At 74.8% G+C, this 12516-nt stretch carries 7 protein-coding genes; 4 read left to right on the top strand and 3 right to left on the bottom strand.

The window, feature by feature from the left end:
* Window positions 1-15 precede the first annotated feature (15 nt).
* Entirely contained in the window at window positions 16-1125 is a 1110-nt protein-coding gene (locus ABZV06_RS24730) for a nucleotide disphospho-sugar-binding domain-containing protein (protein WP_355624494.1), read from the top strand.
* Between the two features lie 56 nt (window positions 1126-1181).
* A complete protein-coding gene (locus ABZV06_RS24725; RefSeq protein WP_355239035.1) occupies window positions 1182-1748 on the top strand; it encodes a dienelactone hydrolase family protein in 567 nt (188 codons plus the stop codon).
* 319 nt (window positions 1749-2067) lie between these two features.
* Here ABZV06_RS24725 and ABZV06_RS24720 read toward each other — a convergent pair whose 3' ends face one another.
* The 3 genes from ABZV06_RS24720 to ABZV06_RS24710 all read right to left on the bottom strand — a co-directional run bounded on the left by ABZV06_RS24720 (window position 2068) and on the right by ABZV06_RS24710 (window position 8334).
* Window positions 2068-2760, bottom strand: coding sequence for a hemerythrin domain-containing protein (locus ABZV06_RS24720; RefSeq protein WP_355239032.1), 693 nt, complete (start codon window positions 2758-2760; stop codon window positions 2068-2070).
* Window positions 2761-2868: 108 nt separating this feature from the next.
* On the bottom strand, window positions 2869-6150 hold the full coding sequence (locus ABZV06_RS24715) for a BTAD domain-containing putative transcriptional regulator (RefSeq protein ID WP_355624492.1): 3282 nt from the start codon (window positions 6148-6150) through the stop codon (window positions 2869-2871).
* Between the two features lie 78 nt (window positions 6151-6228).
* The gene (locus ABZV06_RS24710; protein ID WP_355624490.1) at window positions 6229-8334 is read right to left on the bottom strand and encodes an adenylate/guanylate cyclase domain-containing protein; all 2106 of its coding nucleotides are present in this window, start codon (window positions 8332-8334) and stop codon (window positions 6229-6231) included.
* 194 nt (window positions 8335-8528) lie between these two features.
* Between ABZV06_RS24710 and ABZV06_RS24705 the strand changes: the two genes are divergently transcribed.
* Both ABZV06_RS24705 and ABZV06_RS24700 read left to right on the top strand, forming a co-directional pair.
* The gene (locus tag ABZV06_RS24705) at window positions 8529-11429 is read left to right on the top strand and encodes an AAA family ATPase (protein ID WP_355624488.1); all 2901 of its coding nucleotides are present in this window, start codon (window positions 8529-8531) and stop codon (window positions 11427-11429) included.
* Window positions 11430-11563: 134 nt separating this feature from the next.
* Window positions 11564-12334, top strand: coding sequence for a DUF5995 family protein (locus tag ABZV06_RS24700; protein ID WP_355624486.1), 771 nt, complete (start codon window positions 11564-11566; stop codon window positions 12332-12334).
* Window positions 12335-12516 lie beyond the last annotated feature (182 nt).

Raw genomic sequence — 12516 nt, 5'->3', positions numbered from 1 at the left:
CATAGGATCGGGGCTATGCGTGTGCTGGTGGTCTCCGCCCCGCTGGTCGGGCACGCATTCCCGCTGGTGCCGCTGGCCGTCGCACTGCGCGACGCCGGCCACGACGTGCTGCTCGCCACGGGCGGCGGTGGCCTGGCCGCCGCCGACGCAGGCCTGGCCGTACACGACATCGCACCGGGCTTCGCCTTCGGCCGGATCGCGCGGCGGGTTCTCCTGCGCCATCCGCTGGTGGCCCGCGCCGAACTGGCCGGCACCGCGGGCACCCGGGGCGCCGGGCTGCTCTTCGGCGCGCTCAACGACCAACTCACCGATCCGGTCGTCAGGCTGGCCGACGAATGGCGACCGGACCTGGTGCTCCACGAACCGTTCGCGGTCGCCGGCGCGGTGGCCGCCGCCCGGCTGGGCGTGCCGGCCGTACGCCAGGAGAACAACCTCTTCGACGGCCGCGAGCTGGTCGACGCCACGGTCGCCCGACTCGGCGCCGCACTGCGCCGGCACGGCCTGACCGAGCTGCCCCCGCCGGCCGCCGCCCTCGCCGTCGCGCCGGCCAGCGTCGCCCGCCAGGACGGCTGGCCGATGCGCCACACCTCCTACGGGGGCGGCGGTGAGCTGCCGGCCTGGCTGCGCGAACCGGGCCGGCGACCCCGGATCCTGGTCACCCGCAGCACCCTCACCGGCCCCGGCGACCGGGGCCCGATGCCCGCCGTGGTCACCGCCGCGGCCGGGGTGGACGCCGAGATCGTGCTGGTCCGACCCGATCGGCGTACGACCGCACGGCCGCTGCCCGACAACGTCCGGGTGGTCGACTGGATTCCGCTCGACGAGGCGTTGCCGGCGAGCGCGGCGCTGGTCCACCACGGCGGTGCGGGCAGCGCGCTCGGCGCCCTCGCCGCCGGCCTGCCGCAACTGGCCACCGTCGGCCCGGGGGACCGGCGGCACAACGCCGAGCTGGTGGCCCGCCGAGGGGCGGGCCTCGCGTCGCGCCCCGCCGACATCACCGCGCACACACTGACCCGGCTGCTCACCGACGAGACCCTGCGCACCGCCGCCGTACAGGTCAGTCAGGAGATCGCCGCGACGCCCCCGCCGGAGGCTCTGGTGGCCCGGCTCGCGGCGCTGGTCTGATCCCGCCCCCCGCGTGGCCGCACCGATCGGCGGTCCGACTGCGGCACGATGACCGGATGCGACACGTCGTGCTGTTCCACTCCGTGTACGGGCTCCGGCCCGCCGTCCGTGCCGCCGCCGACCGGTTGCGCGCCGCCGGGCACCAGGTCACCACCCCCGACCTGTACGGCGTCCCCGCCGTCGACACCGTCGAGGAGGGCTTCGCGCTGCTCGACAAGATCGGCCACGAGGTGGTGCTCGACCGGGCCCGCGGGGCGCTGCGCGACCTGCCGCCGCAGACGGTCCTCGCCGGTTTCTCGATGGGTGCCGGCGTCGCGGGAGCGCTGCTCGGCGAGCGCCCCGACGCCGCCGGCCTGCTCCTGCTGCACGGCACCGGTGGCTCACCCGACACGGTCCGGCGCGGTCTGCCGGTGCAGTTGCACATCGCCGACCCGGACCCGTACGACGCCCCCGACGAGGTCGACGAGTGGCAGCAGGCGATGACCGCCGCCGGCGTCGACCTGACGGTGTTCCGCTACCCCGGCGTCGGCCACCTGTTCACCGACCCGGCCCTCACCGGGTACGCCCCGGACGCCGCCGCAGCCGCCTGGCCCCGCGTGCTGGCCTTCCTGACCGACATCTGACCCCGCGCTGGGCCCGGACTCCGTGGCGTGCCCGCGCCGTATTGGCCTGGGCTCGGTGTCCGGCCCGTGGGCTCGGTGTTCGCGCCGTGTTGGCGTGGGCCTGGTGTCTGCCGCGCGGTGGCACCGGCTCGGTGGCGTCTGCCCCCTCCACGGCCACCCGCCGCCGGCTGCCCCCAGCTCGCCGGTGGCGGTTGGTGCCATCGACCACGCCGCCCCCTCGCCGGCGTGGTCGATTTCGCGGCAGCAAGCCGGTGGCAGAGCTGGCGAGCGAGCCGGGTGGCAGCTCACCAGCCAGACTCGCTGGCGAGCTGCCGTTCTCTCAGCGGGCGTTCGCGCCGATGCGCGGGGGCGTGGCCGTGCCGTGGACGCGCTTGGCGTGCGTGCGGTAGAGCCGGGGCCCGACGACCGGCATCATCAGCCGTGCCGGCAGCGGGGCGTGGGCGAGCACCGCCTTGATCACTGCGGGGTCACCCTCGTACATCGCCATGCCGAAGATCAGCGGCAGGTCCTTCTTGGGGGTGTCGCTCAATCCGTGCTCACCGAGCTTCGCCCATTCGGCCGCGGTGACGTACCGCTGCGCCAGCGGCAGGATCTCGGACTCCTCCAGGGCCATGTGCTCGGTCGTCGCCACGCGCAGACGATCCAGGGCCTCGGCCACCGCCTCGCCGTCGCGTCCGGTCCGCCGCCACTCGGGGAGCAGGGCGACGACCGCCTCGTAGGCCTGCTCGATGGCGTGGTGCTGGGCCTGCATCGCGGGTACGACGGCAGCGGCCTCCGCGCCACCGCGCTCGGCGAGCAGCGGCCACAGGAAGATGTCCTCGCCCTCGTGGTGCAGGTGCAACTGCTGGCACATGAGCGCGGCGTGCGCGCCGACCACGTCCGCGCGCTTCACGTCACCCGACCGTACGCCGCGGACGAGCTGCGGGAGCAGGCCGAACTCACGACGGAACATGGTGTGCACCATGTACATGTCGCGGACGTCGGCCATCGCTTCCTGGTGGTTCTGATTCACGGTGCCCTTTCCAAGGATTTAGTGGGTCGAACACGACGATCTTTCTCGCCGCCACTTGGAACCCACTTGGAAGGAGCAAGCCGCCAGCCCGCCGCCCGGCAACAGGCCTCAGTCGGCCAGCGCCGCCGTCGCCTGGGCCAGCCAGTGCGGCGACTCCCACCGGCGCGCCAGGCTGGCCGCCAGCTGGAAGTGCCGGGCGGCCTCCTCGGTGCGCCCCGTCAGACGAAGGAGCTCTCCGAGGGTCAGCGCGACCGGCCGTACCACGGCAGCCGTGGTGGAGAGGCCGGCCAGTTGATCACGGAACGGGAGCAGCGCGTCGATCACCGGCTGTGCCAGGTCCGCTCGGCCCAGGGCCACGATGACCATCGCGCGTACGCTCAGCAGGGAGGACTGGAAGTAGTCGGGACGGTAGGTGTGCCGGCCGATCGGCATGGCGCGGGCCTCGTCCACCTGACCGTTCTCGATCAGTGCCAACGCCAGCAGGTCGTCCACGATCGGCCCCAGCAACGGCCGCATCCGGCGGGTCGCCTCCACGTGCTCGCCGAAGCGGCCCTGGCTCATCAGCAGGGTCGCCACCGCGAGGTAGTGGAAGGCCGCGCCGTGCGGTGACCCCTGCCGCCGCATCTGTTCGGCCACCTCGTCGTAGTGTCGCCACGCGGTAACGAAGTCGCCGGCGACGTGTGCGAGCACGGCCAGTGAGCACAGGTGGAGGACCTGCGCCTCCTTGAGCTGGTACGTCTCGGCCAGCTGCCCCTGCCGGGCGACGCTGGCACGCAGCTGCTCCGGGTCGTTGAGCGCGGCGGCGCAGTGGCCGACCACCTGCTCGGCGACCCAACGCCAGGTCACGAGGCCGTGCTCGTCGGCGAGGTCACGCAGCTCCAGCGCCAACTCCCGGCGCTGTGCCGCCTCCAACTCGTAGCTCATCGTGCGGGCCCGGGCAGCCAGCCCGAGGGCGTGCAGCTCGGGATCGCCCGATCGCCGGGAGATCGCCAGGGCCTCCTGTCCGGCCGCCACACCGCGTGGGTCCGACTCGCCGTCCAGCTCGGTGGCGAGCGCGTCGAGCAGCCGGCACCGGGTGACCGGGTCCAGGCCGTCGGCGCGCAGCAGGCGGGTGAGCAGCTCGACGGCGGTGTGGTCCACCGCGCCGTACTCGTGTCGTAGCCACGGGCTCGGCACGGTCCAGGCGGTGAACGCCGCGACGAGCAGCTCGTCGCGGCCGGCCGCGATGGCGATGTCGACGGCCCGTTTCCGGCTCTGCTGGGCGGCGGCGACCGCGCCGGCCCGGGCCTGCGCGCGCAGCAGCCGGCCCAGCAGGTCGATCCGGAGCGCGTCCCGGTCCCCGGGCACCGACGCCGCGGCGTCGACGGCGTTGGTGAGCAGTTCGATCGCCGTGTCGTACGCGTAGCGCCGTTCGGCCAGCTCGGCGGCGCGGACGGCGTACTCGACGGCGAGCGGCGCGGTCTCGGCCGACGCGGCCCGCGAGTAGTGGCGCGCCAGGGCCGGGTAGTCGTCCGGGTGCAGCCGGCGGGTGACGGCCGCGATACGGGCGTGCAGGCGGGTGCGGCGCAGCTGCGGCAGGTCGGTGTAGATGGTGTCGCAGACCAGGCCGTGGACGAAGCGCACCCGGCCCGGCGTCGGCTCGGTGAGCAGGCCGGCGCTCAGCCCGGCTTCCAGCGCGTGCAGGACCGTGCCCTCGTCGGTGCCGGACGCGTCGACGAGTGTCCGTACGTCCGCCTCCCGCCCGACGGTCGCGGTGAGGCGCAGCACCGACACCGCAGCGGACGGCAGGTGGGACAGCCGTCGGCGCAGCACGTCGCGGACGCCCTCGGGCACGTCGGAGGTGGCGACGAGGGTGCCCTCGGCGGCGAGCAGCTGGGCCGACTCCCGGACGTAGAAGGGGTTGCCGCCGGTGCGTTCCGCCAGCGCGCTGACGGTGTCCGGATCGACTGTGGTCCGGGCCAGCGCGCCGAGCAGCCGTTCGACCTCGGGCGTCGTCAGGCCGCCCAGCGCGATCCGGTGCGGTGACCGGCGGGCCAGTGCGGCCATGGTGTCGGCGAGCCGCTCGGCGTTGTCGGCGGGCCGTAGCGCCGCGACGAACAGCAGTGCGCCGGCGGTGGTCTCGGTCACGCTGGTGAGCAGCAGCAGGGTCTCGGCGTCCGCGGCGTGCAGGTCGTCGAGTACGACGGCGACCGGTCTGCCGACGGCCGCGGCGTCCAACCAGGCGGCGACGGCGCGGTGCAGCCGGAACCGACCGGCGGTGACGTCCCCACCCACCTCACCGTCGTCCTCGGCCAGCAGCGGCGCGAGCGCCGGCGCGAGGTCACCCGGCGGTGCCTGGAGCGCGAGCTGCCGCAGCGCCTCGACCCACGCCCAGGCCGGTGGCGCGCCCTCGACCTCGGGGCAGCGCCCGAGGGCGACCAGCCAGCCGTTGGCGGTCAGGTCCTCGACGAACCTGCCGAGCAGACGCGTCTTGCCGGCGCCGGCCTCGCCGGTGACCAGCGCGACTCGCGGGCCACGTACCCGCGCCTCGGCGGCTGCCTGCCCGAGCGCCGCCAGCTCGGCCTCCCGCCCGACGAACACCTCCTCCGGCTGCCCTCCGTCGACGGGCGTCGTCGCGGCCACCGGGGGGAGGAGGTCCAGGCGCTGGCCCAGGATCGCGGACTCGACCTCGGCCAGCGCCGGGCCGGGGTCCAGACCGAGCTGGTCCGCGAGGGTCGCCCGTGCCCGCCGCAGCGCGGCGAGCGCGTCCCCCTGCCGACCGGTACGCCACAACGCCAGGGCCAGCAGCCGCCAGGTCTCCTCCCGGAGCGGCGCCTGCCGGGTCAGCAGTTCCGCCTCCGGCACCGCCTCGGCGGGGTCACCGCCGCGCATGGTCACGTCGACCAGCAACTCCCGGGCGGCGAGACGCAGCTCCTCCAGCCGCATCACCTCCGGCTGCGCCCACGGCTCACCGACGAATTCGGCGTACGCGGGACCGCGCCACAGGCCGAGGCCGGTGCGCAGCAGCCGGCGGGCGTGCTCCGGGTCGGCGCAACCGACCGCGCGGGCCTCGGCCAACAGCGACTCGAAGCGGTTGGCGTCGACGGCGTCGGCGGGCAACCGTAGGGCGTACCCGGGTGGCACGGTGACCAGGACCCGCGCCGGCGCGCGGCGTTCGCGGGTCGGCTCCACCACGCGGCGCAGGTGTGAGACGTACGCCTGGAGGGAGACGATCGCCCGTGGTGGCGCGTCCCCCCGCCACAGCTCCTCGATCATCCGGCCGACGGAGACGACCTCGCCGCGGGCCGCCAGCAGCAGCGCGAGCACGGCGCGTTGACGGGGGCCGCCCAGGTCGGCCGGTCCGCCTGTGTCGACCTCGACCTCGAGCGGCCCGAGCACCCGTAGCAGCATGACTGCGCCAATCCTAGCCGTCGGGGTCGGGCGATTCGCCGTCCCCACCGAACCCCTGCCGTCCGCCACCCGCCGCCCTCAGGCCGGGACGGCCAGGTCGCCCGCCGGGAGCGTCACCGGTAATCGGATCCCGGTGTCCGGGCCGCCGGTGCGGATCGACGTCCGGGTGCGGCCGAGGGGCAGGGGCGCGCTCGTCCTGTTCGGCGGCACGTCGCCGGCCGTCGTCACCGCTCGCAGTCGACGGGGGAGCGACGTGTGGTCGACCGGACGCGTCGGCGCGGCGGGCGTGGGCGCCGTCGAGGGTGTGCGGAGCAGCCGGCGGGGGATCGGCGCGCGCTCGGATGACCGTGCGGGGGACGTGGTCGTCGCCGCGAGGGTGCGGACGCGCGGCCGCGGCGCGGGCCGATCGGCGGGTGGTGACGCCGGGGGGCGGACGCGGCGGCCGCTGGTGGCGTCGGAGACCGACGTCGCGGCGGCCCGCCGGGTGAGCACGGCGCGCAGCGCGTGGGGGAGGCGCTCGGCCGCGACCTGACGCAACGCCGGCGCGACGAACGCGTACCCGCTGGCGCGGTCGGCACGCAGCAGCCCGCCCGCGACGAGGGCGCGCAGCAGGGGAGCGGACCGCCCCGGCAGCCAACCGAGCGCCCGGTCGACGGCCGGGCCGGAGAGCACGCCCGTGAGGGTGGCGGCGGCCATCAGCACCGCCCGGCGCTCGCCGTCGAACCGGTCCAGCTCGGCGCCGGTGCTGCGACGTACCGGCTCGGGCAGCGTCGCCGGGTCCGCGCCCGCCACGATCGACGCCACGTACGCGGCGGCGTGCCCGGGTCGGCCACCCACCGGCGGCAGCAGCCGGTCGACCAGGGCCACCGGTTGCCCGGCGCGGGTCAGCAGGTGGCGCAGCAGCCGGCCGGACTGCACCGTGGCCAGCGGCCGGATCGGCACCCGCCGGGCGGGCCCGGGACGGGTGTCGGTCCACTGCGGCTGGTGCACGGTGAGCACGGCCATCGGCACGCCACGCACCGTGGCCGCGGCGAACAGGTCGTGCAGGAAGCGGTGCACGGCCGGCGCGGCGCGGTCCACATCGTCCACGGCGACCACGAGTGGTCGGTGGGCGGCCAGGAGCAGCAGGGTCTCCCGGCAGACCGCCGCCGCGGCCTGCGCCTCGGCCGAGGCGTCCGGGGCCGCCAGCAGCCCCCGCAGCGCCGGCACCACCTCGGCGAGGCGGCCGGGCGCGTACAACGGCGTCAGGGCGTCGGTCAGCCGGTCGCGGGTCGCCGCCGGGCCGTCGCCGGGCCGGATGCCCGCCATGACGCGGACCAGCTCGGCGACCGGCGCCAGCACCTGATCGGGGTACGGCGGGCAGCCCACCACGCACCAGCGCACGGGTACGCCGTCCACCGTGCCCGGCGTCCGGCTCAGCTCGTGCAGCAGTCGGCTGCGGCCGCTGCCGCCCGGGCCGACGAGGGAGATCCAGCGCGGTTCGCGCTCGTGCAGGGCCCGGGACACCTGGTCGGCGATGCCGGCCAGTTCGCGGCGACGCCCGATCAACGGGCCGTCGTGCCGGTCGGCGCTGGGGCGCGCCAGGCCGCTGGCGTGCCACACGGGCATCGGCGCCAGCCGGCCGGCCACCGGCATCGGCGCGAGTTGACGCTGGACGATGAGGCCGGCGGTGGCCCGCGCGGTGGCCGCGCACAGCGCGACGCCACCCGGTACGGCGTGCCCCTGCAGGCGGGCCGCGGTGGTGATCACCGCGCCGCTGGCCACGCCGTGGCCGCCGCTGACCGCGGCGCCCAGGTCGACCACCACCTCACCGGTGGCGATGCCGACGCGCACCCGCAGGGTGATGTCACCGAGGATCGGCTGACGGTCCAGGGCGGCCTGGATCTCCAGCCCCGCCCGCACCGCCCGGTACGCGTCGAACCCGTCGGAGTGCCGTGCACCGAAGAGCGCCATCACCGCGTCGCCGACGTACTTCTCGACCACGCCGTGCCAGCGGTGCAGCACGCCGGTGACCCGTTCGAAGTAGGCCCTCTGCAGAGCGCGGACGTCCTCCGGGTCGAGCTGGTCGACAAGCGCGGTGGAGCCGACGATGTCGACGAAGAGCACGGTGACTGTCCGTCGTTCCTCGGGCACCGGCCAGTGTGGGCGGTCGGTCCGCGTCGTGTCCGCGACGATAGTGATCATGGGTGGCACACCCGTCCTTCCCAGGTGATGGGCTGACGACCCTCGGAGATTGGCATTCCTGGGCTGACGGGGGATCGGCAGAACGACGTATGTCGGCCACCCGCAACCTTTTAGTCGCAATGTCGACGCGAGGAGTACCACAAGCGGCAGATGGCCGTAGAACGGTCGGGGGGCGTGTGATTAGGCTGCGTTCCATGGCCAGCGATGTGGACACCGCACCGCTCGTGGGCCGGGCCGAGCTGGTGCAGACGGTTCGGTCGGCGCTGCTCGGTGACGTGGCACAGGGACAGACGGCCGCCGTCTTCCTGACCGGCGAGAGCGGTGTGGGCAAGACCCGTCTCCTCGGCGAGATCGGCGTCCGACTGCGCGAGACGGGCGCGCTGGTCCTGACCGGCAGCTGTCTGGACATCGGCGACGCCTCGCCGCTGCACCCGTTGCTCCAGGCGCTTCGACGCTTCGACGCCGACCTGACCGCCGCGCAGGCGCGTACCTCCTCGGCCGTACGCGGGCTGTTGCAGGTGTTCGCCGACGAGACCGGCGGCCCGGACGGCGCGGGCACCCTGCTGGAACGCGTCTCCCGGGGTCTGCACCTGATCGCCGAGGGCCGACCGCTGGTGCTGATCCTGGACGACCTCCAGTGGGTCGACCGCAGCACCCGGCAACTGCTGCTCTACCTGCTGGCCGGCCTCGGCGACCTGCAACTCTCGGTGCTGGCCGCGGTACGCGCCGAGTCGTTGCAGGGCGCGCACCCGCTGCGCCGGGTGCTCACCGAGCTGCGTCGGCTGCGGACGGTGCGGGTGCTCGACCTGTCCCCGCTGGACCGTGCCGACACCGAGCAGCTCGCCGCCGCGGTGGTGGGCCGGGCGTTGCCGGCCGAGGCGGCCGAGCAGGTCTGGCAGCGCAGTGGCGGCAACCCGTTCGTCATCGAGGAGTTGGCCCGCGACCTGCGCGACGGGCGGGACGGTCTGTCCGAGACGCTGCGCGAGATCTTCCTCGACCGGGTCGACGCGCTGCCGCAACACGCGCACGCCGTGGTGCACGCCGTGGCCGCCGGTGTCGAGCCCGTGCAGCACTGGCTGCTGGCCGAGGTGCTGCGCCTGCCCGAGGACGAGCTGATCGACGCCGCCCGTGCCGCCGTGGCGCACCGACTGCTGGTCGGTGCCGACGACGGCTACCGGCTGCGGCACCGGCTCGTCGCCGAGGTGCTGGCGCACGAGCTGTTGCCGGCCGAGCGCTCCGGGCTGCACCGCCGCTACGCCGAGGCGCTGACCGCGGCGCCGGGAGAGCTGCGCCAGGCCCGGCTGGCGCATCACTGGCGGCTGGCCGGCGAGCCGGCCCGAGCCCTGCCGGCGGCGGTGGGCGCCGCGCAGGAGGCCGAGCGACTGCACGGGTACGCCGAGGCGCACCGCCACTGGACGGCCGCGTTGCAGCTGGCCGGTGACTCCGGCTCGTCGCAGGTGGACCGGGTGGAGCTGCTCGGCAACGCGGCCGAGGCCGCCCACCACTGCGGGGAGCACGCCCGCGCGTTGGCGCTGCTGGAGGAGTTGGCAGCGGTCCGGGGTGGCGGGCCAAGGTGCTCGCTGCACATCCGCCGGGCGCGGTACCTGGCCGCCGCTGGCCGCTCCGCCCTCGCGGAGAAGGAGTACGAGCGGGCCCTCGACGCGGCGGACTGCTCGCCACGGGACCGGGCCACCGCCGCCGCGCGACTCGCCGAGCTGCTGCTGCACCTGGGTCGGTATGCCGACGCGGGCCGGCGCGCCCGGGAGGCGCTGGCGTTGGCCGCCGAGGTGGAGGGTTCCACCACCGAGGTGGTGCTGGCCAGTTCGGCGCTCGGTTTCAGCGACGCGTACCTGGAGGACCCGGACGCCGGCCTGGCGGTGATGCGCCAGGCTCTCGAGACCGCCGAGCGCTCCGGCCAGCCGGAGGACGTGGCCTGCGCGTACCTGCACCTGGCGGAGTTGTTGACCGGGCCGCTCAACATCCTCGAAGAGGGCGTGGTGGTGGCCCGTCGGGGTGCCGAGCGGGTGGCCGAGCTGGGTCTGGGGCGTACCTGGGAGACCCGTCTGCTGGCCATCGCCACGAACGGGCTGTTCCGGGTGGGGCAGTGGGCCGAGGCGGAGAAGGTGGTCGCCGCCGCGCTGCGGCACCGGCCGTCCGGCGCGGACGCCGTCGAGCTGCTGTTGGCCCGTTGCCGGCTGTCGGTGGGCTACGGCGACATCGCCGCCGCTGACCGGGATCTCGAAGCGGTGGCGACCGTGCTGGCCGGTGGCGGGGCGCGGCACGTCATCCCGCTGCTCACGCTGCGCGCCGGACTGTCCATGTGGGAGGGTCGGCACGACGTCGCGCGGCAGGCCGTCCAGCGTGGCCTGACCGAGAGCCGCTCGGACGACGTGACGATCCTGTCGGCTCTGGTGTGGCACGGGCTGCGTGCCGAGGCGGAGGCGCACGCCAGTCGTACCGTCGCGGTGGACCCGACGGCGGTACGTCGGTTGCGCGACGTCGCCGATCGGGTCGCGCGCAAGAGCGCGTCCGCGGCCCGACCGGTGCGCTCGGTGGTGGACGGTTTCCTGGCGTTGTGCGCCGCCGAGGTGAGCCGCCTCGACAGTAGTGACCCGGAGTTGTGGGCCGCCTCGGTCGCCGAGTGGGACCGCCGTAACCACCCCTACCCGGCGGCGTACTCGCGGCTGCGACAGGCCGAGGCGCTGCTCGCCCGGCGCAGCAGGGTGGCCACCGCGGGCAAGCTGCTCCGGGAGGCGTACCGGGTGGTGCAGGGGCTGGGTGCGGTGCCGTTGACCTCGGAGATCCGGGAGCTGGCGGGGCGGGCCCGGGTGTCCCTCGACGAGCGGGACGGCGCCGACGGCACCCGCGCCGCCGCGTCGGTTGAGCCGGCCGACGACGAGTTGGCTGCCCTCACCGCGCGGGAGCGGGAGGTGCTCGCGCTCGTCGCCGAGGGGTTGACCAACCGGGAGATCGGGCAGCGGCTGTTCATCAGCGAGCGGACCATCGGCGTGCACGTGTCGCACATCTTCGACAAACTGCAGGTCCGCACCCGCGTGCAGGCCAGCGCGATCCACCTGCGCAACGCGCGCGGCTGACGACACCCCTACGTATCCCCGGCGCCGTTGTGCGCCGGGGATACGTCGTTCTACTGATCCCGGCGGCGGCTGTCGGCTGAGAGGCTGTGCCCCGTCGACGGCGCCGGGGGTGCCACGACCATCATGGAGGAGAGATGACCGAACCCGTCTGGGGGCCCGTGCACCGGGACATCGTCGACCTGCTCGCCGATCACCCGGCGGACGTGCCGGCGGTGGTCGACCATCTCACGAAGCTCCAGGACATGCTGGTGCGGTTGCCTCCGCTGGAGGCGAGCTGCCCGCTCGCCGACTTCAACAGGCTCTACCTGACGATCACCAGCAGTGTGCTGGACGGCCTGTACGACGACAGGTTCGTCGACCCCGCGTTCCTGTCCCGCCTGGACGTCGAGTTCGCGGCCCGCTACTTCGACGCCATGCGGCTCTGGACCGACTCCAGCCCGGGCACGCCCAAGGCCTGGTCGTGTCTGTTCGAGCGGATGCGCGGGCCCGACGCCCGGCCGTTGCCGTCGGCGGCGGCCGGTGTGAACGCGCACATCAACTTCGACCTGCCGTTCGCGTTGGTGACGACGTTCGACCACCTGGAGTCGGAGCCGGTCGACGGAAGCGACCAGCACCACGACTACCTCGAGATCAACAAGATCTTCGCGGACAAGATCCCCGGTCTGCGGCGGGGTTACCTGGAGCGGTGGCAGCTGCTCATCGACATGCTCAACGGCGACATCGACGACTGGTACCAGGGGGAACTGGTCGGGTACACCCGCGATGTCGCCTGGCGGAACGCGCAGAAGATCTGGCGGTGCCGGCACGATCCGGACGCCCGCGAGTGTGAGCGTACGCGGCTGGACGACAACGCCGCGGCGCTCGGACGGTTGCTGCTCTCGCCCCTCGGGGCGTTCCTGCAGTAGCCGGGACGGGGGGTCCCCGCGCTCCGCCCGTGGGGGCGGCGGAGCGCGGGGACGCAAACCGCCCCGCCCGCTCCACCTACCCGCGCAGCCCGCCGGCTCTGACCGGCGGCAGCCGGGGAGTCAGCCGGTCGGCCCGGGGGGTGTCGACCGTCTGCCGTCGTCGGCCGGCCCGGGGTGGTCGG

The organism is Micromonospora sp. NPDC005172, assembly GCF_040608555.1.
GTDB lineage: Bacteria > Actinomycetota > Actinomycetes > Mycobacteriales > Micromonosporaceae > Micromonospora.
This window is presented reverse-complemented; position numbering and strand designations above follow the sequence as displayed.